This is a genomic window from Spirosoma pomorum, from assembly GCF_054776615.1.
Genome location: NZ_BAAHBP010000003.1, coordinates 39598 through 62540, shown reverse-complemented (window position 1 = coordinate 62540; position 22943 = coordinate 39598). Strand labels below are relative to the sequence as shown.

General features: G+C 51.0%; 16 protein-coding genes and 1 pseudogene. 9 read left to right on the top strand and 8 right to left on the bottom strand.

Going from position 1 to position 22943, the window contains the following annotated elements; translation table 11 throughout:
• Positions 1–37 precede the first annotated feature (37 nt).
• The 4 genes from ACYVAD_RS08320 to ACYVAD_RS08305 form a co-directional block, all read right to left on the bottom strand.
• Positions 38–2233, bottom strand: coding sequence for a peptidase domain-containing ABC transporter (locus tag ACYVAD_RS08320; RefSeq protein ID WP_461139032.1), 2196 nt, complete (start codon positions 2231–2233; stop codon positions 38–40).
• Between the two features lie 713 nt (positions 2234–2946).
• On the bottom strand, positions 2947–4182 hold the full coding sequence (locus ACYVAD_RS08315) for a multidrug effflux MFS transporter (RefSeq protein ID WP_461139171.1): 1236 nt from the start codon (positions 4180–4182) through the stop codon (positions 2947–2949).
• A gap of 125 nt (positions 4183–4307) precedes the next feature.
• Positions 4308–7406 carry a DNA polymerase I gene (gene polA, locus ACYVAD_RS08310; RefSeq protein ID WP_461139031.1) on the bottom strand — a complete coding sequence of 1033 codons (3099 nt, stop codon included), beginning with the start codon at positions 7404–7406 and terminating at the stop codon, positions 4308–4310.
• A gap of 221 nt (positions 7407–7627) precedes the next feature.
• On the bottom strand, positions 7628–8677 hold the full coding sequence (locus ACYVAD_RS08305) for a fasciclin domain-containing protein (protein WP_461139030.1): 1050 nt from the start codon (positions 8675–8677) through the stop codon (positions 7628–7630).
• A gap of 314 nt (positions 8678–8991) precedes the next feature.
• On the opposite strand from ACYVAD_RS08305, the gene ACYVAD_RS08300 reads away from it, so the two are divergent.
• Positions 8992–9357 carry a hypothetical protein gene (locus ACYVAD_RS08300; protein ID WP_461139029.1) on the top strand — a complete coding sequence of 122 codons (366 nt, stop codon included), beginning with the start codon at positions 8992–8994 and terminating at the stop codon, positions 9355–9357.
• A gap of 15 nt (positions 9358–9372) precedes the next feature.
• Here ACYVAD_RS08300 and ACYVAD_RS08295 read toward each other — a convergent pair.
• Positions 9373–9633 (bottom strand): annotated as a pseudogene (locus ACYVAD_RS08295) (recombinase family protein); the annotation flags it as partial.
• Between the two features lie 836 nt (positions 9634–10469).
• Between ACYVAD_RS08295 and ACYVAD_RS08290 the strand changes: the two are divergent.
• From ACYVAD_RS08290 to ACYVAD_RS08280, 3 genes are read left to right on the top strand one after another with little or no spacing between them, the layout of a single operon-like run.
• The gene (locus ACYVAD_RS08290; RefSeq protein WP_461139028.1) at positions 10470–11264 is read left to right on the top strand and encodes a 2Fe-2S iron-sulfur cluster-binding protein; all 795 of its coding nucleotides are present in this window, start codon (positions 10470–10472) and stop codon (positions 11262–11264) included.
• 22 nt (positions 11265–11286) lie between these two features.
• Positions 11287–12291 (top strand): FAD binding domain-containing protein, encoded by a 1005-nt coding sequence (locus ACYVAD_RS08285; protein ID WP_461139027.1) that lies wholly within the window; start codon positions 11287–11289, stop codon positions 12289–12291.
• Between the two features lie 54 nt (positions 12292–12345).
• Entirely contained in the window at positions 12346–14631 is a 2286-nt protein-coding gene (locus ACYVAD_RS08280; protein ID WP_461139026.1) for a xanthine dehydrogenase family protein molybdopterin-binding subunit, read from the top strand.
• A gap of 405 nt (positions 14632–15036) precedes the next feature.
• On the opposite strand, the gene ACYVAD_RS08275 is transcribed toward ACYVAD_RS08280, so the two are convergent.
• Positions 15037–16404 (bottom strand): sensor histidine kinase, encoded by a 1368-nt coding sequence (locus tag ACYVAD_RS08275; protein ID WP_461139025.1) that lies wholly within the window; start codon positions 16402–16404, stop codon positions 15037–15039.
• A 266-nt stretch (positions 16405–16670) separates the two neighbouring features.
• Here ACYVAD_RS08275 and ACYVAD_RS08270 point away from each other — a divergent pair, with 266 nt between their 5' ends.
• A complete protein-coding gene (locus ACYVAD_RS08270; protein ID WP_461139024.1) occupies positions 16671–17099 on the top strand; it encodes a response regulator in 429 nt (142 codons plus the stop codon).
• A gap of 372 nt (positions 17100–17471) precedes the next feature.
• On the opposite strand, the gene ACYVAD_RS08265 is transcribed toward ACYVAD_RS08270, so the two are convergent.
• Positions 17472–17663, bottom strand: coding sequence for a cold-shock protein (locus tag ACYVAD_RS08265; protein WP_461139023.1), 192 nt, complete (start codon positions 17661–17663; stop codon positions 17472–17474).
• Positions 17664–17952: 289 nt separating this feature from the next.
• Between ACYVAD_RS08265 and ACYVAD_RS08260 the strand changes: the two genes are divergently transcribed.
• Complete coding sequence (locus ACYVAD_RS08260) at positions 17953–18936, top strand: tyrosine-type recombinase/integrase (protein WP_461139022.1); 984 nt, start codon at positions 17953–17955, stop codon at positions 18934–18936.
• A 112-nt stretch (positions 18937–19048) separates the two neighbouring features.
• On the opposite strand, the gene ACYVAD_RS08255 is transcribed toward ACYVAD_RS08260, so the two are convergent.
• The gene (locus ACYVAD_RS08255; protein ID WP_461139021.1) at positions 19049–19600 is read right to left on the bottom strand and encodes an RNA polymerase sigma factor; all 552 of its coding nucleotides are present in this window, start codon (positions 19598–19600) and stop codon (positions 19049–19051) included.
• 747 nt (positions 19601–20347) lie between these two features.
• On the opposite strand from ACYVAD_RS08255, the gene ACYVAD_RS08250 reads away from it, so the two are divergent.
• From ACYVAD_RS08250 to ACYVAD_RS08240, 3 genes are all read left to right on the top strand, one after another.
• Positions 20348–20926: a Crp/Fnr family transcriptional regulator gene (locus ACYVAD_RS08250; protein ID WP_461139020.1), complete on the top strand. Its 579-nt coding sequence runs from the start codon at positions 20348–20350 to the stop codon at positions 20924–20926.
• Positions 20927–21039: 113 nt separating this feature from the next.
• Positions 21040–21903 (top strand): alpha/beta fold hydrolase, encoded by an 864-nt coding sequence (locus ACYVAD_RS08245; protein WP_461139019.1) that lies wholly within the window; start codon positions 21040–21042, stop codon positions 21901–21903.
• 12 nt (positions 21904–21915) lie between these two features.
• A complete protein-coding gene (locus ACYVAD_RS08240; protein ID WP_461139018.1) occupies positions 21916–22884 on the top strand; it encodes a zinc-binding alcohol dehydrogenase family protein in 969 nt (322 codons plus the stop codon).
• The last annotated feature ends 59 nt before the right edge of the window (positions 22885–22943 follow it).

Below are 22943 nucleotides of genomic sequence, written 5' to 3'. Positions count from 1 at the left end.
GTAGCCGAGCAGTCACTAAAAACTCCGAAGAAAATCCTCATGAACGACTCAATTCCAGCTGATTACTCACTAGTGTGTGATAGTACCCTTGTTTCTCTACGAGTTCAAGGTGCGTACCGACTTCGACAATTTCGCCCTTGTGTAGTACCACTATCTGATCGGCATCCCGTACCGTACTTAGCCGATGCGCAATCACCAGTACGGTGCGTCCCTGCGTAAACTCAGCCAGATTATTCATGATAACCTTCTCATTGTTAGCGTCCAGAGCACTCGTTGCTTCGTCGAAAAACAGGAAGGTCGGATTTTTGTAGATGGCCCGTGCCAGCAAAATTCGCTGCTTTTGCCCAACGCTCAGCCCTACTCCTTCATTCCCGATTTTAGTGGTAATGCCTTTGGGTAAGGTTTGAATAAACTCCGGTAGGTTGGCCGCAAAAACGGCGTAGTTCAGTAAATCGTTGTCGGGTCGTTCGTCGTTGCCAATAATGTTCTGTAGCAGTGTATCCGAAAAAATAAACCCTTCCTGCATGACCACTCCGCACTGCTCACGCCACCAGCCGTTGTGAATGGTGTTCAGTCGCTGCTGGCCGATGGTAATCTCCCCGCCCGTCGGCTCATGAAATTTCAGCAGTAATTTCATCAGGGTCGTTTTGCCACTTCCGCTAGCCCCCACGAGGGCCGTCGTTTTACCACGGGGCAGCGTCAGGTTGATATTTTTCAGCACGGGTGGCGTACTGGGTCCACCATAGGAGAACCGTACGTTCCGGAACGTAATGTCGTTCCACTCGCGCAGCTGCTGGGTATGCTCGGCCTGCGGGGCATCTTCGTCTTCTTTTCGATGCACCTCGCTGAGTCGATCCAGGCTTATTTTGGCGTCCTGTGCCGTCTGGACAAACGTGAGCAGATTACTCAAGGGAGCATTTACCTGACCCACGATGGCCTGAATAGACAGCATCGTACCGAGGGTGATATCACCGTCGATAACCGCCTTGGCCGCCAGATACGTAATAAGAATATCCTTCAGCTGTCCAATAAAGAACATACCGACCTGTTGCACCTGCGTTAGTCGCATATCTTCAACACCGAGCTTGAACAGTCGAGCCTGCACCTGCTCCCATTTCCAGCGTTTCTGGTTTTCGACGTTCTGTAGTTTTATCTCGGTAATCCCCGTCACGATTTCGAGCAGCGAGACCTGGTTGTCAGCCATACGGTCAAACCGACGTAGATTAATTCGCTTACGGGCACGCAGGAATCCCAGCATCCAGACCAGATACGCTACGGTACTGACAGCAAACACGGCAAAGATGGTAAGGTCATAGACAGCCAGTACTACCCCGAATACCAGCATGTTGAAGAGAGAGAAAACAACGTTCAGCGACGAGCTGGTCAGGAACCGTTCGATGATGACATGATCGTCGATGCGCTGGAGCACATCCCCCGCGTTACGTGTCTCAAAAAATGAGATTGGTAACCGCATGAGTTTGGCCAGGAAATCAGAAATCAGCGTAATATTGATCCGGCTGCTAATGTGCATCAGAATCCACTGCTCAACAAAGTCGGTGATCAACTGACACAGGAAAATAGTAAGCTGACCGATCAGGATCAGATTGATGAAATCAATATCCTGGTATTCAATCCCCCGGTCGACAATGGCCTGGGTCATGAACGGAATAATAAACGTCAGGAGCGCCCCCAGCACGACACCAATCCCGAGTTGCACCAGATACCGGCGGTAGGGTCGCAAATAATTCCAGTAATACGAAAAGCGAATGCCTTCACTATGCTCGTCGGAGTCCTCGTAGAAAGCGGGAGTTGGTTCCAGCAGCAGCGCAATACCGGGCTCATTTTGATTGTTGGGCTGTTGGGTCCAGCCCCTCAAAAACTCCGCGTGATCGTATCTGATGAGCCCCTGTGCCGGATCAGCTACCAGAACATGCGTTTTCGTACTTCCATAAACGACCACAAAATGGCGCTGCTGCCAATATACGATCAAGGGTTTATGTGCGTCGGTTAGCAGGACGGCCAGGGTAATTCGAACCGCTTTCGTGCGGAAGCCAATTGCCTGCGCCCCATCGCTGATACCAGCAAGCGTAACGCCTGTTTTTCGAATAAAACATTTATCACGTAGGTATTCAAGCGGGAATGATTTACCATAATGTTTACTAATTATTCGTAAACATGTAGGCCCACAATCAACTAAATCTAATTGCCGATAAAACGGAAACTTCTTACTCACTATTCAAACTATATTATCGTCTATAAAACCTAATTTTTGTCTTTTTTTCTACTAACTATATAAAAAACTTTACAGTGAATTTACATTTTTCTCAATACGTAAATTTATAATATAAGGTGCATAAAAAGGCCCTTGCGGTGCAAAGCACGTTGCGCAAGGACCCCTTTATTTAAGTCGTTATCCTGATTAGAAATAACTTAATTTTATTGATAATAACTATTGCTGATTGACTAGCAGTTAGGTTTTGGTTTTGGTGCGCAAGGGTTTGGTTTCGGCGCTGGCGCACAAGGATTTGGCTTTGGTGCGCAATAGCTCAGACCACCCAGGATTCCACCAATAAGACCAGAGACAAGGCAAAGCGTACCGCCTTCAACCATGTTCAGTTCATCCTGCGATAATTCTACTGCGTCGATAGATAAATAGTTTGACATGATACTGTTGTATTTATGGGTTAGAATTTGATTGTTATAAAACGTAGCCAGTTATTATTATCCGCTGTCGTTTTATACTCTATAGACCACAAGCACCGTTTCAAGTCACACAATTTTCTAAATAAAATACATAAATATCTGTCTATTGTTATTCGCAATACATCAAGCTCGTGTATAATCTCCTTATTAGTAATTAACTATAAAATTTAACTACCGCAATTACTATCAGCTACGTGGAGATTTCTAAGCAGTAAATTTCGTTTTAGCGCACGCTCTCTATATTTAGAGCATTGCTTCTGTCAGCGGCTCATCCATTGCAGTATCTTTACGCCGGTATTGAATTCTACGCTGACCAATCAGCAAAATCAGCAGCCCCAGAAGGACGCACGTAGCCATGACGCCAACCATCGGAATGGCGGTGTTATTGTGCAGTACGCTCACTGCCCCGGAAACAAGCGCCCCAAAACTCATCCGAAAACTGCCCATCAACGCTGCGGCACTACCGGCATGCCGCACAAACGGAGCCAGTGATAGCGCCGATGCATTGGGGTTCGATAGCCCCTGCCCGGCCAGGAAGAGAAATAACATCCCAATCAATCCGTAGGCACCGTACCAGTCAAGCCAGGTCCCAATCACCAGCAACAGACTAATGATTGACTGGTAAATCAGCGTTGCGTACACAATCTGTTCACTCTTGAAACGCTTCAGCAGAAACCGATTCAACTGGGTTGGACCAATCATCCCAAACGCCAGAAACGCAAAGATCCAGCCGTAGCGTTGCTCGCTGATGTGGTACTGATTGATAAATACGTCGGGGGAACCTGAAATGTAGGCGAAGGGTGCAGATGTAGCGATACCACCAACCAGGGCATAGGTCAGAAACTGGGGTTGTTTCAGCACCGTAAAAAAGCTACTTAACACGGCCTGAGGACGTAACGATAACGACGCATCAGGCTCGCGCCCGTCGGGAAGAATGAAATAGATCGCGATCAGGATCAATGCCGTAATAACGGCCAGAATCAAGAAAATTGAATGCCAGCCAAACGCTACGGTCGCGTAACCGCCTACCGTCGGCGCTACCATCGGAGAAATAGCCACCACCAGCGTCAGTAGTGAAAAAACCTGAGCGGTCTCTGTCACGGGAAACAGATCACGGACCAATGCCTGCGCAGCTACCAGCCCCACACAGCCCCCCAGCGCCTGGAAAAGCCGCATAAGAATCAGCGCTTCGATCGACGTAGCAAACGCACACCCGACGGAAGCCAGCAGATACACCAGCAACCCGGCATAGAGGGGCCTTTTACGACCAAACCGATCCAGCAAGGGACCATACAGCAACTGCCCAACCGCAATACCGACCAGATAAGCCGTCAGCGACAACTGCACCTGCGAAATGGACGTATGCAGGTCGCTGGCAATCGCCGGAAAGCCCGGCAGGTACATATCAATGGAAAAAGGACTGATTGTGGAGAGCGTTCCCAGAATCAGGATAATCGTAAAATGTTGTCGGCGCGTCATGACCTCGTTGCGGTAATCGTACTCATGAGACACGCGCCGAAAAATGATTGTTCCCACGGCACAAAAACGCCCGGCTAAAACCAGTCAGTGGTTTCAGCCGGGCGTACCAATTCGTGTACTTTTTCTTAGTGTGCCAGTAGCCAGTTTTCCCCGACGCCGATGCCGGTTTCCATCTGGACGGCCATCGGAATGGCGTTTTTCATAATGGTATCAACCCGCTCGCGGAGGTAATCGATCTCGTCGCGGTGGGCGTCGAAGACCAATTCATCGTGCACCGTCAGGATCATTTTCGACTTCAGATTTTCGGCCTGCATGAACTCGTGAATCTGTATCATAGCGATCTTGAGCATATCGGCCGCACTCCCCTGAATAGGCGCGTTGACGGCGTTACGTTCGGCAAACATCCGGTCGGTCTGGTTCCGGGAGTTGATGTCGCGCAGGTAGCGCCGACGCCCCAGAATGGTTTCAGCATAGCCAAAACCTCGGGCTTTCTCGATGCATTGGTCGATGTAGTCTTTTACCGCTGGGAAACCCGCGAAATACTCGTCAATGATCTGGGCTGCCTCCTTGCGTGGAATCTTTAGCCGTTGGGCCAGACCGAAGGACGATATACCGTAGATGATCCCGAAGTTGATGGTTTTGGCTTTCCGGCGCATATCGCCCGTGACCTCCTCAATCGGTACGTGAAAGACCTTGCTGGCCGTTTGCGTGTGAATATCAACGCCATTGTTAAAGGCATCGAGCATCGTTTTATCGCCACTGAAAGCGGCCATAATCCGCAGCTCAATTTGCGAATAGTCAGCTGACATGATCAGGTACTCCGGTCCCCGCGGCACGAACGCTTTGCGAATTTCCTGACCACGAGGGGTCCGGATCGGAATATTCTGCAGGTTGGGATTGGCCGACGACAGTCGCCCCGTAGAGGCCACGGCCTGATTGAATGACGTATGAATCCGGCCATCGCGCTTGCTAATCAGCAGCGGTAGCGCATCAACATACGTGTTCTTGAGCTTGATTAACTCGCGATAATCCAGAATCTTCCGGGCGATCTCGTGCTCTTCTTCGAGTTTGGAGAGAATCTCCTCCCCCGTCGCATATTGCCCGGTTTTTGTCTTTTTAGCGTTTTTGTCCAGCTTCAGTTTATCGAACAGGACTTCGCCCAATTGCTTTGGCGAACCGATGTTAAACGACTCACCAGCAATCTGGTAAATCTCCTGCTGAACTTGCCGCATATCGGTCTCCAGCGTCGCGGAAAGTTCGGCCAGCGCATTCGTATCGAGCGCCACCCCTTCCAGTTCCAGATCGGTCAGCACCCGGACAAGTGGCATTTCAACCCGATCAAACAGCTTGTGCAGGTTATCTTTTTCCAGTTGAGGTTCAAACGTTTGCTTGAGCTGCAACGTAACGTCCGCATCTTCTCCGGCGTAATCGACGATCTTCTGGATATCGACATCGCGCATCGTTAGTTGCCCTTTCCCCTTTTTCCCGATCAGTGATTCGATTTCAACCGGCTGGTAGTTCAGGTACGTCATCGCCATCATGTCCATATTATGGCGCATTTCCGGCTCAATGAGGTAGTGGGCAATCATCGTATCGAACAGCTTTCCCTGTACATTCACGCCGTACTTCTTCAGCATCAATAAGTCGTACTTCAGGTTCTGTCCGATTTTACCAATAGCAGGGTCTTCGAGCATTGGTTTGAACTCATCCACTACGGCCTGCGCTTCGGCACGATCAGCGGGAATGGGTACGTAAAACGCTTCACCCGCCTTGTAAGCAAACGATAACCCGACCAGATCCGCTTCAACCGGGTCAATCGCGGTCGTTTCCGAGTCAAAACAGACACTTTCCTGGAGATTCAGATACTTGAGCAGACTGGCACGTAGTTCGGGGGTATCGATGAGCCGGTAATCATGCTTCACCGACAGAATCGTTTTCCGGCGTTCGGGCTGGTTTTCGTCGATTTCGTAGTCGGGATATACGTCCAGGAAAGCAGGCGTTTCGGTTACTTCACCCCCGACTTTGTCATCGGTCGAGATCGTATTCGTTACCGCGTCCGGCGTCGCTTCGGCACCCGAGGAAGCGGGGACTGTTACAGCAACTGCTGCCCCCTTCGTCCGCTTTGCTTTAGTTTTGGCCGCTGGTTCTGCGGGGGTAGCCGCTGGCGTATCGGCGGAATCGAAATCGAACGGCAGGTCGTCGGCGCCCGACGGATTACTCATGCCCATGTTTGGAAACGGCAGAAAGGCCGGTGCCTCTCCACCGGGGGAGTCGAACAGATTCATCTGCCCCGAACCAGTACCACCAGCACGGAATGCTTCCGGCAATGGTGTTTCATCGTAGTTAGCGCCGAGCAGCCGGGTCTTCATCTGCCGGAATTCCAGTTCATCCAGCAATGAAGCGAGTTTCTGCTTGTCGTATTCGGTATGTCGTAATTGCTCCTCATCGAACGTCAGCGGTACGTCCAGGTGGATAGTCGCCAGTTGTTTTGAGAGCATTCCCTGCTGGCCAAAATTAATGACGTTCTCCCGCAGTTTGCCCTTGAGTTGATCCGCGTTGGCAATCAAATTCTCGACCGAGCCAAAATCAGCGATAAGCTTCTGCGCCGTCTTTTCGCCAATTCCCGGAATTCCTGGAATGTTATCGACCGAATCTCCAACCAGGCCCAGCATGTCAGTTACCTGGTCGATCCGTTCGATCTGCCAGCGCTCCAGTACTTCCTTTATACCCTGCTTCTCAGCGGGTTTCCCCATGAACGCAGGCTTATAAATATGCACATGTTCTTCTACCAGTTGCCCGTAATCTTTATCGGGCGTCATCATGTACACCTCAAAATCGGCCAGCGCGGCTTTCTTGGCCATCGTGCCAATGATATCATCGGCCTCGTACCCCTCCAGAATCAGAATTGGGATATTCATGGCCTCAATGATCTTCTTGATGTAAGGCGTCGCTACGCTGATGTCTTCGGGCTGTGACTGACGCGTGGCTTTGTACTGAGGAAATTGCTCGTGACGAAATGTCTTTTTCGACGAATCAAAGGCCACCCCGATATGAGTTGGCTTTTCTTTCGTCAAGACCTCGATCATAGCGTTCATGAACCCGAAAATGGCCGAGGTATTTACCCCCCGCGAAGAAATACGGGGCGATTTGTTAAAAGCAAAATGAGCGCGGTAGATCAGCGCCAGCGCATCTAATAAAAACAGTTTTTTCTGTGGTTTGGCCATTCGTCAGTAGTCGCAAAATCGAGTCCCAAAGGTCGACAGTCTTGCCGATAATCGGAGCGGTTCCTATTGATTAGTTTGTGTTGATTTTATGTTAAATCAGGTCTTTTATAACGATTTTGGCGGCTTTATGATTCCTCTTGTTAGCAACGGCACCCGTCTAAAACAGACAAGAGCCACCCATCAGGGCAGCTCTTGTTATGGCCGAATAGGTCGATCTCGTTTTACTGACCAGGAAGCAATAGGCGGTCAATGATGTGTATAACGCCGTTGGTGGCCGATATATCTGCCCCCGTTACGTTTGATGCGCTTGTTCCATTTCCCCGGCCAAGTACCGTTACACTGGTCGTACTGGTTCCTGCTGTGAGAACACTACTGGGCAGCGCTGTTGTCAGACTGGCACCGTTTGTGATCAGTGGTGTGTAAAGCCGGTTGTTAGGAATAATGTGGTACGCCAGAATTTGCTGTAGTTGAGCTGCCGACAGGGCGCTTACGGCCGCCACAGAGGTTAGGCTAGGAACCGATGCGGTAAAAGCCGCGTCAGTCGGAGCAAACACCGTAATACCGCTACTTGACGTTCCTGTCAGCGAACTGGCGACTCCCGCTTTAGCTACAGCAGCTGTCAGGTACGAGAATGAATTCGCCGATACTGACTGCGGTGCAGTTAATGCCAGTATTGTTGGAATAGCCGCAATAGTTGAAGCAACATTACCAAATATGGGGGGCAGCATAACGCGGTCGATAACGTGAATGATCCCATTGCTGGCCGGTATGTTGGCTTGCACAATACGAGCACCATTTACCGAAATCGTCGTTGATGTGGCTGTCGTCGTTGCGGGCTTGGTAATGTAAATGTTGGCACCGCTCAGCGTTGGTTGGGCAATGTTGACACCAGTAGCAATTGACGTAGACTCAAGCTTGGTGCTTAGAATATGGTAATTCAGGACCTGAGTCAGTAGATCGACCGGTGCGTTATTGATGGCCGCTTCCGTTGTGAAGCCGAGAAGCGCAAAGGCGGTGTTGGTTGGCGCGAATAATGTATAGGTTCCTGCTTGATTTAATGCCCCATTTAACTGAGTCCGTGCTAATGCTGCGTTTAATAGTGAGAACTGGTTCGTCCCACTTCCGTTCCCGTTAGCAATTGTTGACGCTATGGTCAGGCTGGTTGGGGTATTGTCGTCATTGGGTTTGCAGGATAATATACTGATGCCCAGCGCAATAAAGAGGGCGAACAATGTCCCCCATGAGGACAAAAACTGGCGGAGGTGATGCATGGATCGAGCTTGTTTATTTAGACTATAATCTGGCAATGCTATTGAGATACAAGATTACACAAATGGTAACAGGGGTTTATACGTTTTGTTGGTGATTATTTACCAAACGTCAACGTCGCCACCAGGCCAGATTTCGTTTTCGCTCTTCTGCTTAACTCATTTTGTTATAACCGAAGTCCCTAGATCGCAGTTAGTATACCAACTAGTTACATACAATGAAAGGTGTTCAGACCATATTATTCTTTCTATTGCTTAGCATGAGTTGCCAGCCTCGAAGGACTCAGGATGCCCCTTCAGGATCGGATGATTCAAGTATGTCAGTGCGGCCCACGGCTGTCCCAACCGATACGCTCTGCTTCCGGCAGGTCATCAAACGGGATACAACCACATTGAAACTAGTTGTTAAAGGATCAACCGTAAATGGCTACCTGGACATAAACCCGTTTGAGAAGGATCGGGCCAGAGGACCACTTACCGGAACGATGCGAGGTAATCAGATTCAAACCAACTGGCAGCGGTCGGGCGAAGGTGTTACGCAGCCCTACACGCTTACGCTGACACTCAACCCTGACACGGTAACCTGGCCCGAGGGTGAGCGTGTCGAAAAGAAAGGGCGCTGGGAGCTCAAATCGCCGATGGGTAACTACACGTATGCGCTGGCTAAAATTTCGTGCCCTTAGCGGACGGCACGAAACCAGCCCTACTCCCTGGTCTTCCAGATCGCTGACTAATTTTATCAGGTGTGCCAATGACCTGCCTAACCGATCCAGCTTCCAGATGACAATGGTATCGCCGGTTCGCAGATGATCGATGAGCCGGAGTAGTTCAGGCCGATCAGCATTACTGCCACTGGCTTTCTCCTGATAGATACGCTCGCAGCCGGCCGCTTTTAAGGCGTCAAGCTGCAGATCAAGGTTCTGTTCATGGGTAGATACCCGGGCGTAACCAAACTTCATGGGCATTGACGAAAACAAGGGTTGACGTAACAAGGACTGCCAAGCTTTTCCTAAGCAGTCATGTGATAGCTCATTAGCTCATTCATGCTGTATACAACACTTTGTAGTCTAATCATCGATTAGCGAATACAAGTGGGCAGAAAAAGCAGTTGGCATACTTATCAACTGTACAAGAAAATTGAACGGGTTTTCTAACCGTCAAAACCTACTTTTTGCTTTTTCTCTCCCACGCCGAGTTGAGTTCATTTAAACGTCCCTCAAGTAGTAGCGCCTTTGTTTCAGATGGAAGCATCTGTCGAATGAGGGAAAGGGTTAGTGTAAAGGAATAAGGAACTGAAAGATGAAGCAAGGGACGCCCCAAAGCGGTATGAGCGAATTTTGACATACTTAACCCATAAAGGGCCTTTTCTTATTTATATAGGGGTACGATCGTTACAATTTAGACGTAGTGCCAGCCGCAAGTAGATTGACGCCCAGAAGCGACGAAATAAACCCTCATTGAATGAGTAAACGTCTTTGTGGTTGTGCATTTACAGACTTGAATAGAACACATTAGCCAGAAAACGGCTTCAAAGGAAATGGGATAAGTAACATAACGATTCTATTATGTACAAGATAGCCCGGATAATGGTAAAGTACTATTTTACAAACAACACACTTTCAGGTTTACATAATAACTAAATGCAATTTTAGGCTGGGCATTTCCCTTAGTGATAGTGGCGTAGGATAAACGTAGCTCATTGAAGATTATCGTTACGAATAAAGTCCGTCAGACAAGGTCACTAAGGCATTGTTAGGTCTAATAAAGATGTATCTTTAGCTTTCAACCATACATCATGCAAGACCAACCCCAGTTTCCGGATCTGACCGACGCCGAACGAAAGGTGCTTGAAGATCTGATGCCCGATGAGATGAGCGAGATCATCACCGCCGGACTAAAGCGACGTCATTTCCTTAAACTCATCACCTATACCGGCACCAGCCTGCTGGCCACCCATCTTCTGGGTATCGAGCAGCTAATGGCCCGAACTACCACCGGCGCGCCACTTCCCCCGCCCCCGACTGGGATAGAGAACGGCGTCAACGTAACGGTCAACGTAAATGGTCGTGCGCAGAAACTGCTGGTGGATTCACGCATGACGTTACTGGATGCCTTGCGGGAACGCCTGGCCCTGACGGGTTCCAAAAAGGGGTGCGATCATGGTCAGTGCGGTGCCTGCACGGTACTTATTGAGGGTCGACGCGTACTGTCCTGCCTGACTCTGGCTGCTACCTGCCAGGATAAGGCCGTGACAACCATCGAAGGGCTGGCGAAGGAAGATACCCTTCACCCCATGCAGACCGCGTTTATCAAGCACGACGGTTTCCAGTGTGGCTACTGCACGCCCGGGCAGATCTGTTCGGCGGTGGCGCTGATGAGTGAAGCCAAAAACGGTGAAGCCAGCTATGTCACCCCCAATGTGCGCCAGACCGGCAAGTCCGTAAAACTCTCCGACGAGGAAATCCGGGAACGCATGTCGGGAAACATTTGCCGTTGCGGAGCCTACCCCAATATTGTGGATGCCATTCGTGAAGTGCATGGCGATAAAGCCGTTGCGCAAGTCTGGCAATTTGCCGACGGTACGATCTGATCCAACTTAGCAATCGACAAGCATGAGACCATTCAACTATTCGAATGCCAGTGAGCCAGCCACGGCAATCACCGCCGTGTCCGCAAATCCCGGTGCAAAATACCTCGGCGGGGGGACCAACCTGGTCGACCTGATGAAGGAAGATGTCATGCGTCCTTCGGCGCTGGTGGATATCACCCGGTTAAAACTCGCCGACGTTGAAAAGACGGCAGCGGGTGTAACCATCGGCGGAACGGCTACCAATTCATTCACCGCCAACCACGAACTTATCCGTACGAATTACCCGCTGCTTTCCATGGCCATTCTCGCCGGTGCCAGCGCGCAGATTCGAAATATGGCGACTAATGGCGGCAACCTCAATCAGCGCACCCGCTGCCCGTATTTCTACGACGTAAATATGCCCTGCAATAAACGCGAACCAGGTTCCGGTTGTGGCGCTCTGAAAGGCCTTAATCGTACCCACGCGATTTTCGGCTGGTCGGAAAAATGCGTCGCGGTTTACCCGTCCGATATGGCCATAGCCCTGGCAGCGCTTGATGCGAGGGTGCATGTAGAAGGTAAAAACAACGTGAAGCGCACGATCGAATTCGCCGATTTTCACCGTCTGCCGGGCGACACGCCGGAGAAAGACAACAACCTGAAACCGTGCGAACTGATTACGTCGATCGAATTGCCGGCCAATGATTTCGCCGAACGCTCGTATTATCTGAAAATCCGGGAACGCTCATCCTATGCCTTTGCGCTGGTATCAGTCGCTGCGACACTAGCCCTGGACGGAAACCAGATCAAACAGGTTCGGATCGCGTTGGGTGGGGTGGCCCATAAGCCCTGGCGGGCCTCGGTGGCTGAAAAATGGCTGATCGGTAAGGAAGCCACGGAGGCTAATTTCCGGGCAGCTGCCGAAGCCGAACTCAAAAACGCCAGACCGCTGGAGCACAACAAGTTTAAAGTAGCAATGGCCAGAAATGCCATTGCGCGTGCCTTACAGGGGGCCATGCAGGGCGGGGTCTACGGACTTGACGGCTAGCCGCCGATAACCGAATGGAAAAAGACTATCCTTCAACAGACAACGGATCCGATCATGAGTGAAATAGGTAAACCCATCAGCCGTATCGATGGCCGCCTGAAGGTGACGGGCAAGGCAACCTACGCTGCGGAATTCAACCAGCCGACTATGGCGTATGCGTTCCCGGTTCGGGCAACGATTGCCAAAGGACGAATTACGGCCCTTGATGATGCGGCCATCAGGAAAGAACCCGGCGTAATCAGCGTGATTAGCTATAAGAATGCCCTTAAGCTAAAGCCCCTCGACATGAAAGCGCAGGCGAAGGCGGGTGCCGCTTTCCTGGGCGAGAATCTGCCGCCCCTGCAGGACAATAAAGTGCATTACCCCGGCCAGTTCATCGCTGTTGTTGTGGCCGAGAGTTACGAACAGGCCCGCGCGGCTGCCTACAAACTTAAGGTGCGTTATGCCGCCGAGAAAGCGGCCACCGATCTGAAGACGGAACTGCCGAACAGTAAGAAGCCAGCGAAGTTGATGGGGGATGAAGCCCAGGTGAATGGGGGGAAGACCGCGACTCCGCTAGCCCAGTCGGCCCACCGGGTGGTCAATACATATTCGACCCCGGTCGAACATCATCACCCGATGGAGCCCCACGCCACGGTAGCGGTCTGGGAAGGAGCCGACAAACTCACGCTATACGATGCTACCCAGGGCGTAGGCCTTACCGGCGCTATTGCAGCTTATTTCCTCGGTCTACAGCAGGAGAACGTCCGCGTGATTGCTCCCTTCGTGGGGGGCGGCTTCGGTAGCAAAGGGCTTTGGCTGCACACACTGCTGGTCGCCATGGCCGCCAAAGCTGCGGGCCGCCCGGTTAAACTGGCGCTCACCCGGCAGATGATGCAGACCAACGTCGGGCATCGCGCGGCAACCATCCAACGCGTCTCGCTGGGTACGGATACGGCCGGGACATTGACCGCCGTTCGTCATCATACCGATACGTACAACAACCTGACCGAATTTTTTGAACCAAGCGGGAAGCAATCGCTGGTGCTCTACAAAGCTCCGGTGCGCGAGGTCACCTACGGCCTGGTCAAATTAGATCGGAGTACCCCGACCTTCATGCGGGCACCCGGCGAGACGCCGGGCACCTTTGCGCTGGAGTCCGCCATGGACGAGATGGCGTATCAACTTAAGATGGACCCGGTGGCGTTTCGGATTGCCAACCATACCGCTCAGGACCCGATGAACGGGCATGACTTCTCGAGCGAGTTTCTGGTTGACTGTTACCGGATCGGCGCCGAGAAATTTGGTTGGTCGGCCCGCAGTATGGAACCGAGGCAGAAACGAAATGGGAAATACCTGGTGGGATACGGCATGGCGACTGCCACGTATCCCGGTGGCCGGAGCGCGGCTTCGGTAAAGGTGTCCATGACCGCCGGCGGGGACGTAACGGTGATGACGGCATCGATCGACATCGGGACCGGAACCTATACCGTACTGGCGCAAACAGCGGCCGATGCCCTGGGGGTACCCGTTAACCGGATTCAGGTCAAGATTGGCGATTCAAGTTTACCGGCTGCACCGCTGGCCGGCGGCTCTCAAACGACGGCGAGTATTCATCCGGCCGCTATGGAAGCCTGCGTCCTGTTGCGGAAAGAGCTGACCGCGTTGGCGATCGCCGACTCCTCGTCAAAACTCCATGGCCGTACCGCTAACGAGATTGGTTACGGGGATGGTAAACTTTTCATCATCGGCGATGAGAAGAAGACCGACGCCTATGCCGACATCATGAGTCGGGCTAAACGGGCCGAGATGGACGCCTGTGCGACCACCCAACCGGTTTCCGGGGCGGGACTAACCGTACCCAGCGCCTTTTGTACCCCCCGGGAGCTTCCCGCCGAGCAGAACAGCGACGATAAACACTATGCGTTCCATTCCTTCGGTGCTCAGTTTGCCGAGGTTTGGGTGGATGAAGATTTGGGAACAATCCGGGTAAAACGCTTTACCAGCGTGCAGGATGTCGGTCGGATCATGAATGAAAAAACGGCCCGGTCTCAGATAATCGGTGGGGTAATTTTCGGCATTGGGGCCGCCCTAATGGAAGCCACGGAATACGATAAACGCTGGGGCAACCCGGTCGTGCGAACCCTGGCTGATTACCACGTGCCCGTCAACCTAGATGTGCCACCCATCGACGTTCACTTTATCGGGAAACCAGATCCCCATATTTCCCCCATTGGCGCCCGCGGCATCGGGGAGATCGGCATTACTGGTGTGTCGGCCGCCATCGCCAACGCGGTGTTCAACGCAACGGGTAAACGAATAAGGGATTTGCCCCTGACGCCGGATAAATTGATGCAATGAAGATGATGAGGGCGCTCATCCAGGGCGACTACGCCAGAGGAAGACAAAACACAAAAGCCCGGTTTGCAACCGGGCTTTCCAGATTTCTTTTTTTAACGTTGAGTGATACAGTACCGATCTATATTAAAACTGCGCATCAAGCAGTGAACAACTGAAGCTAAGGACATGTCCACTTTTCTACTTAGCGCAAATCATACCGATTAATTACAAAACTGATAAAGCTCTGACAGTCAGTTATTATAACTGTGACCTCACCTTTTTTAATGATATGAAACGGTGATACCGTTACTCAGTTTTGTGGGCAAAAACCCTCACCTTCCCTTAATTTATGAGCCATTCTCCTCACTAGTGTGCTACTTCGTTTTGAAAACAGCGCTTAGCCACACCGGGACCGCCCGGCCCAGGCTAGTTCGGTAAAAAGATACTGAAGGTGGCCCCCCGACCGGGCTGACTGGTCGCGCGGATGGCGCCCCCGTGATTCAGCACCACTTTCTCGCAGATGGCCAACCCGATACCCGTGCCGGCAAACTCGCGCTGACCGTGTAACCGCTGGAACACTTGAAAGATCCGGCTGGCCTGTTTCTGCTCAAAGCCAATACCATTGTCGATCACGTCGATCCGGTAGTAAAGCGGGGCCGACAGCGCCGTCCGCACCGAGGTGGGTAAGTCCCGGGCCAGAATCGTCTGCACCCGAACCTGAATGAAGGGGGCACGGGGCAGAACCGGCGGTAAACGCATAGACGGCATCGCCCGGCTGAATTTCAGGGCGTTACCCAGCAGATTCTGAAAAAGCTGACCCAACTGGATGGCATCCCCGACGACCTCGGGTAAAGGGTCTACCTCGACCAGGGCCCCCGTCTCGGCAATCACTAACTCCAAATCCGTCAAAACCGCCTGAACCACGGCTGAGAGCGGGACCAGTTGGCGACGTTCCTGGAGGGCAGTGATGCGCGAATAACTTAACAAATCCCGAATCAGTGCTGACATGCGGGTAGAGGCCGACTGCATCCGCTCCAGATAGGTACGGCCTTCGCCCAACTGGTCCGCATACTGGTCCTGCAGGAGCTTGCCGAACGATTGAATCTTACGCAGGGGCTCCTGTAAGTCATGGGAGGCCACCGAGGCAAACTCCTGCAAGGTATCATTGGCCCTGACTAGTCGTTCGTTCGCGGTTTGAAGCGCCTGGTTAGCCGCTGTCAGGGCCTGCGTGCGCGTTTCAACCTGCTCTTCGAGGGCGGCCGTCAACGTTTGGTACCGCTGTTCGCTCAGCAACAAAGCCCGGTTGGCTTTTCGCAGGGCCAGCAGCTTGACCACCTGGTTTGTCAGGCTGCCCAGGGCCGTCAATTGGCCCTCGCTTAATTGCCGGGGTTCGACATCCATCACGCACAGGGAACCCAGGGCAAAGCCGTCGGCATCCACCAGGGGTATGCCAGCGTAAAAAACAATGTGGGGCTCACCCGTCACAAAGGGATTGGTGGCGAAGCGTTCATCCTGCCGGGTATCGGGAACCAGGAACGGCTGGCTGGGCTGGCGGATCGCGTGGGCACAAAAGGAAAACTGGCGGGGCGTTTCGGCCACCGCCAGCCCCTGGGTAGCCTTGAACCACTGCCGTTCTTCATCCACCAGACTAATCAGGGCGATGGGTGCCTGACAGAGTTGGGCTGCCAGACTGGTGATTTGATCGTAGTCAAGCTCGGGAAGGGAGTCCAGTATCTCATACTCCCGTAGGGCTTGTAGCCTACGGGATTCCTGGGACGGTTCAGGCGGTAGCATAATTGGGGGTAGACTCAGTAGATAAGTTAACGATTTAACCCGTGAACAACCTGTAGGGGTAAGTTTGTTTTGTTCAGCCAAACGGATGTTGCCAAAGCCGGCTAACTTCCCCGAGCTTCCGGGCGGAAAGGCAAGCAGGCGGGGGCTCCTGATGCTGACCTTATTGTACTATATTTGACGTATTTGACGTCGCTGCTAGATTTGCCGCTGAACGACAGCGCATTATTTGCCACCGTAAATCATAACCCTACATCCGGTTGACTGCTATGACCAGTAAAGCGCCCATTGTGGTGATCGAAGACGATGCTGATGATCAAGTATTTATCGAACAGGCCATGGCTGACTTAGCCATTGAGAATCCAGTCGTCTTTTTTAGCAATGGCGTAGAAGCCATTGCGTACCTACTGGCTACCCCCGAGGCGCCTTTAGTGATCCTGAGCGACGTGAATATGCCCGCTATGAGTGGGATCGAACTGCGTCAGCTGATTGATTTGAACGAGTACCTAAAACTCAAATGTATTCCCTTCGTCTTTTTGACTACAGCGGCTGATCAACACCTGGTCAATACGGCGTATCGAATGACGATTCAGGGGTTCTTCAAAAAGGAGCGAACCTTCGCTGGGCTGACCGACCAGTTGCGTTCGATTCTGGATTACTGGGATAAATGTTTACATCCGAACAGTAGCTTTGATTAGCCGAACGAGCCACTCCTGTTGAGGACAGCTTGGGTTGACTAGTGGCAAGCAGTGGGTAGAAGTAATGAGGGAAAAATTACCTGACTCCCGACCTAAACGGGTATTCCGCTCATCGTAGAAATATACTATTTTAGAACCAATAGATTTTGCCAACTGATTTTGTCTATTTTCCAGTTTTAGTACAAACGATGCCTTGATTCTACTTATGGCGGAACAAGCTGATTAGCCTGGAATAAATAACTCAAATTTATCGCTACCAGTTGAGTACTCTCCTCATGTCAGCAAATAGTTTAGTCAACGTATAACTTGTCAGGCAAGAAAGACATGCCCTATCAGCATGTCTTTTGTCATTGAGTATAGCTGAGCTGCTTGCTAGAGCCGTTTGACGTTGACCGCGTTTAAGCCCTTCTTACCGCGTTCGACGGTGTAGTCCACTTTGTCTTTTTCCCGCACTTCATCTTGTAGTCCGGTAACGTGCATGAATACATCTTCGCTGCCGTCATCAGGCGTGATGAAGCCGAAGCCTTTCATATCGTTGAAAAATTTAACCGTTCCTGTTGCCATTGCTTATGTAAACGTTTTAAGCGAAGAACGAGCCAACTGCTCAGACCTTCTGGTTTATACTAGTTTTTGGAAAGGGGAATAAACGACGTTTCTACCTCCTGGTTCCAACTAGTGATACAAATCTGGTCGAGTTTGTCAGAACAAAGACAGTTTGAAAACTATATAACTAGTTAAACTAATTATATAGTTACTCGTGATAACATTTAATTATCACGAGTAATCCTATCTTTGTCAAAATAGCCAAGGTTTGCTGCTTTTCGTCAATGTATAGTACTCGTTCCCCTTTCCCATGAAGCGACCCGCCACTGAGCCAAACGCCGTAACCATCATGCCAGCCCAAGAGCAGCGCCTGTCGTTACGCATCGACGAGCAACTTCACGGGGAAGCCCGGGAGTACCTGCGGGCCGGCCTGCAGGGATCGGCCAACTCGCAACGGGCCTTTACCACGGACATCCGCCAGCATGGAGATTGGTGTGAGCAGAACGGGTACGAGCCAGTACCCCTCTCCGCCGTGGCGCTGGTCGAGTACGTCACCTTCCTGGGACGCACCCGCTCGTTCTTCACTATCCAGCGACACCTGGCTAGTCTGGCCAAACTCCACCGCCAGCAGGGATTCCCTTCGCCGACTACTGACGAGCAGTTCAAGGTCCTTATGAAGGGTGTCAAGCTCAAAAAGACCGTGCGTCAGAAGCAGGCCCCCGACTTTTCCGTCAAACAGCTGCGCCAGGCCATCGACAGCTTGCCATCGACCCCAACGGGGATACGCAACCGGGCCATTTTACTATTGGGCTTCACCGGCGCTTTCCGACGCAGCGAGCTAGCCAGCCTCGACGTGAACAATATCTTAATTGATGAGGCCGGCCTGGTCATCCGGCTGGATCGCTCGAAAACCAATCAGTTTGGGGAGGTCGAAGAAAAAGCCATGGCTTACGCCAGTGAACCCGAGTATTGTCCCATCGGCGCCTTGCAGCAGTGGTTAGCCGTGATTGACCGGCAGCAGGGGCCTTTGTTTGTCCGCATTCGCAAAGGAGAACGAGTGACCCAATCGCGTTTGTCGGATGAATGGGTGAACGTACTAGTTCAGCAGCAGTTGGGGGAATCCTTTACGGCGCATTCGCTCCGGGCCAGTTTTGTGACGGTGGCCAAAGCCAACGGGGCCGACGATCTGGAAGTGATGAACCAGACCAAGCATCGCACCACCGTCATGATCCAACGCTATGACCGACGGCGCAACATCCGCAAGCACAATGCGTCGGGTAAGCTGGGCCTGTAAGTAGGGAGCCGACGAACTAATCCCAGCTGTCTGGAGCCAGGAAAAGTAGTAGAGCGTTATTTATCAGTATTTAGTAGCTACTTATCGAACCATTTTCAACTAGGCTGCCTCGTTACCCAAAGTAAGCGGTATGCCGTTCGTAGAGCTTGTCGCGCGTACGCTTCAAGCGCATCTTGACGTTGCTTTCGGTCAGGTGATACAACTGAGCAAGCTCCTTGATGGACATATTCTGCTCGTACTTCAGCCGCAATAGCTCCACTTCCTGAGTGGGTATGCCGGCTAGTAACCGTTCAAGATTACTTAGTTTTTCTTCTTTCGAATCATCCTGGTCCAAATCCGCGAAGCGCTCGGGCAATTCGTCATCCAGTGATTGGGTCGGCAGTCGTTTGTCGATCTGTAAGCGGTCGTAGCAATAAAAGCGGGAGATGGAGTAAAGCCAGGTCGAAAACTTAGACCGCTGCTGAAAGGTGCCCAGCTTACTGAAGACTTTTATAAAGATATCCTGGGTATAATCCTGGGCCGCTTCCGAATCTTTGGTGATGGCCAAACACTGTTGATATACTTTACCCACGTAACGAGCGTACAGCTCCTCAAAGCAGCCCTCGTTGCTGGTTTCTTGGTATAGAGTGACGAGTTGCTCGTCGGGAAGTACCCGTTTTTTCATGGTAAAGGCGGTAGTGCGGTGGTGTTTGCTGAAGGTGAACGCAAAATTAGTTTTTTAACCCAATATGTAACTATATGTTTACAAATAAGTGTATATACACCTATTTTTTTTAACGTGATATTAAGAGTAGTACATGCTACCTGATGAGGCTGCTGTTTCTACCTGGGGGAATGGTCATTAACGAACGGCAGCTTGTTTGATAAAGCTATTTGGCTGAACCTACGGATCTGAGAGTCGTCTGATAGTGGCCGAGCAGGGGTGGCTGGTAGTACGGAAAGAGACCAGAAGGACGTTGTGTGGGGGCAAAAAGGGGATTAAGTTGTTTCATACGGTCGTTCCTACCCTGAGCGATCAAACTAAGAACGACCGTTGTTAAAACGTTATAAGTATGAATGGTAAATCATATTTACTATGAGTATGGCTATTCTCTCAAATGCAACCTGTCTGAGTAACTGATTACGACCTCAGGGTAACTAGTTCGAATCATGGATCTAATTGAGTAAGGTAGGAAGAGCGGAAGGGGTTAATGGCTATGTATGCTAAACTCATCTCCGTCTTTGTTTTTGAGATGTTGATTCGCGAGACGGCAATTTGAGAATGGATGGAGCTAGCGCCGACGCGTTCTGTATAGGTTTAGCCATTGACGCCAAACCGGGCGTTCAGAGCGACAAGAAGAACTCGAGGATAATACTTCACTTTTCGTTTAGCTTTGTGGCTTAGGTAACCTCCTGCCTCTCCTAGTTTGTAATGTCAATACAAATACTGATTAGCCATTTTGAAAGCTACATTCCACTTGAGGAAGCGGAGAAGAAAATACTGGAAGGCAGAGTTACTCAGCGGCAACTGAAACGAAAACAGGCGATCTTGCAGGAGGGCTTTCCCTGCAAACACTATACGTTTGTCGTTGAGGGTTGTTTGCGCATGTTTGCCCTCGATCACAAAGGCAGTGAGCACAACATGCTGTTTGCCCCCGAAAATGATTGGATTGCTGACATCAGTAGCTTTCATTCGGGTAAGCCAAGTAGACTATTTGTTGAGGCTATTGAGCCAGCCAATGTCCTGCAAATTGAACAGCAGGATCTTTACGTTCTCTATACCAACATTCCCAAGCTCGACCGAATATTTAAAGTCATCATCGAGAATAAGTATGTAGCCCTCCAAGATCGATTGCTACAGACAATCAGTTCGACGGCTCAGGAGCGATACCTTACTTTTTTGGCGCAATACCCCGATTTGGCCTTGCGATTACCTAACACACAAATTGCTTCGTACCTGGGCATCACCCCCGAATTTCTAAGCAGAATTAGGAAGGATTTAGCTTCCTAGCGGCTAACCGAAACACCGGTCCGATCTTAAACTAGTTTAAGCCTATATCTTAAACTAGTTTATTCCCGGTTAACTCGAATCAACGCAATTTTGGAGGATACCAAGACGCAGTAATGAAACTCCGATTGCTCTGTTTAGCGCTGCTTATCAGCGTAGCCGCATTTTGCCAAACGCCCAAGGAAATGCACGCATTCATGCAGCAGGCCCCATCTCCACAAGGGGCGATCCCCTACGGCAATAACCCTAGAGCGGGTCAGTATGTCAAGGCGGGCGATGCCCGAATTTATTACGAAATATATGGAAAAGGAAAGCCTTTCGTAATCCTACACGGTGGCGGAGTAGGTTCTACGTATGAAATGGCTCAATTTATTGACAGCCTTACCAAAAGCTATCAAGTCATTGCGATCTCGACGCGTGGACATGGCAAGTCTGAGATTGGTCATTTCACTATAACCTATGAGCAGAAGGCCAATGATGTGTACACGGTGATCCAGACCGTTACTAAGGATAGTGTTATTGTTCTCGGGTTTAGCGACGGGGCTTATACGGGCTATAAACTAGCCAGCATGTATCCGGCTCGGGTCAAGAAATTGGTAGCGATAGGGGCTGGTGAGCAGGTGCCTGGCTTGCGTAAAGTTATCTTGAACGTCAGGGAAATGTATGCGTTAGATAGCCTTTACTTTGAGCAACAATTTGCGCTAATGCCTGAACCGGGAAGACTACAGGAGTATTGGACAAACCTGGCCCATTTTTATAACACCATGACCGCCAGCAAAGAGCTGTTTACTAGTATTCATTGTCCGGTTCTGGTCTTATCGGGAGAGCGTGATTTGAACGCACCTCTGGCAACCATCATTGCGGCCTACCAGATGATTCCCAACAGCCAGCTTAGTATTATACCCAATGCCCCCCATCCGGTGTTTCTGTTCAATTTTCCAGCCGTATGGGCAAGTATCAAACCCTTTTTAAAGCCTTAACTCGTCCCTGCCATGAAAGCGGCTGTTATCTATCAACCCGGCCCTCCCGACGTATTCGTTCTGGAGGAACGAGTCATTCCCTCACCTGACGAAAATCAGGTGAGGGTCAAAGTCAAGGCGTTTGGGCTGAACCGTTCGGAGCTAATGACCCGTAAAGGTTACTCGCCGGGTGTTCAGTTTCCGCGTGTGCTGGGTATCGAATGCGTTGGCGAAGTCGAAGCTGATCCCTCCGATCAATATACTAAAGGCCAACCGGTTATGGCCTTGATGGGGGGCATGGGCCGGGATTTCGACGGTAGTTATGCTGAGTATACAGTCCTGCCCAAAAATCTGTTGCACCCTTTTGAAAGCGCACTATCCTGGGAAGTGCTTGGCGCAATCCCGGAAATGTTTCAAACGGTGCATGGTTCGCTGAATCTGGCCTTAACGATTCAAAAAGGAGAAACCTTATTGATTCGAGGGGGAACCTCTTCGGTAGGGATGCTGGCGGTTCAACTAGCTAATTTGGCCGGTCTGACTGTCGTTGCGACAACACGCAATCCAGCTAAGGAAAGTCTACTACGTGCCAACGGAGCCGCGCACGTGTTGATTGATACCGGCACGCTAAACGAATCCCTACGGGCTATCTTCCCCAATGGCGTGGATAAGCTGTTAGAATTAGTCGGCACATCGACCCTGCACGATTCGCTAAGTTGTCTTAGGCCCGGTGGTACGGGTTGTATGAGTGGGATGCTGGCCGAAAGCTGGACGATTCCTGATTTTGCGCCGATGGAGTTCATTCCTCCTACCGTTCGGCTCACCACCTATGATAGTGGTCAGATTGGTAGCCCGACGAACGCCTTTCAAGATTTCGTGCGTCAAGTTGAAGCAGGGCGGGTAAACCTAGCCATTAACCGAACCTTTACGCTAGATCAGATCGTAACTGCCCACCAGTTTATGGAGAGTAACCAGGGAGCCGGTAAGCTGGTAGTACTCCCTTGATTAAACGCACTAATTTCTTGCCATGAATCAATCAACTACAATGCAACGTAGCTTACTCG

Coding starts and splice junctions, on each gene's coding strand:
- ACYVAD_RS08315 (WP_461139171.1), bottom strand. CDS start 4,182: ATGACGCGCCGACAACATTTTACGATTATCCTGATTCTGGGAACGCTC.
- polA (WP_461139031.1), bottom strand. CDS start 7,406: ATGGCCAAACCACAGAAAAAACTGTTTTTATTAGATGCGCTGGCGCTG.
- ACYVAD_RS08305 (WP_461139030.1), bottom strand. CDS start 8,677: ATGCATCACCTCCGCCAGTTTTTGTCCTCATGGGGGACATTGTTCGCC.
- ACYVAD_RS08300 (WP_461139029.1), top strand. CDS start 8,992: ATGTCAGTGCGGCCCACGGCTGTCCCAACCGATACGCTCTGCTTCCGG.
- ACYVAD_RS08290 (WP_461139028.1), top strand. CDS start 10,470: ATGCAAGACCAACCCCAGTTTCCGGATCTGACCGACGCCGAACGAAAG.
- ACYVAD_RS08285 (WP_461139027.1), top strand. CDS start 11,287: ATGAGACCATTCAACTATTCGAATGCCAGTGAGCCAGCCACGGCAATC.
- ACYVAD_RS08280 (WP_461139026.1), top strand. CDS start 12,346: ATGAGTGAAATAGGTAAACCCATCAGCCGTATCGATGGCCGCCTGAAG.
- ACYVAD_RS08275 (WP_461139025.1), bottom strand. CDS start 16,404: ATGCTACCGCCTGAACCGTCCCAGGAATCCCGTAGGCTACAAGCCCTA.
- ACYVAD_RS08270 (WP_461139024.1), top strand. CDS start 16,671: ATGACCAGTAAAGCGCCCATTGTGGTGATCGAAGACGATGCTGATGAT.
- ACYVAD_RS08265 (WP_461139023.1), bottom strand. CDS start 17,663: ATGGCAACAGGAACGGTTAAATTTTTCAACGATATGAAAGGCTTCGGC.
- ACYVAD_RS08260 (WP_461139022.1), top strand. CDS start 17,953: ATGAAGCGACCCGCCACTGAGCCAAACGCCGTAACCATCATGCCAGCC.
- ACYVAD_RS08255 (WP_461139021.1), bottom strand. CDS start 19,600: ATGAAAAAACGGGTACTTCCCGACGAGCAACTCGTCACTCTATACCAA.
- ACYVAD_RS08250 (WP_461139020.1), top strand. CDS start 20,348: ATGTCAATACAAATACTGATTAGCCATTTTGAAAGCTACATTCCACTT.
- ACYVAD_RS08245 (WP_461139019.1), top strand. CDS start 21,040: ATGAAACTCCGATTGCTCTGTTTAGCGCTGCTTATCAGCGTAGCCGCA.
- ACYVAD_RS08240 (WP_461139018.1), top strand. CDS start 21,916: ATGAAAGCGGCTGTTATCTATCAACCCGGCCCTCCCGACGTATTCGTT.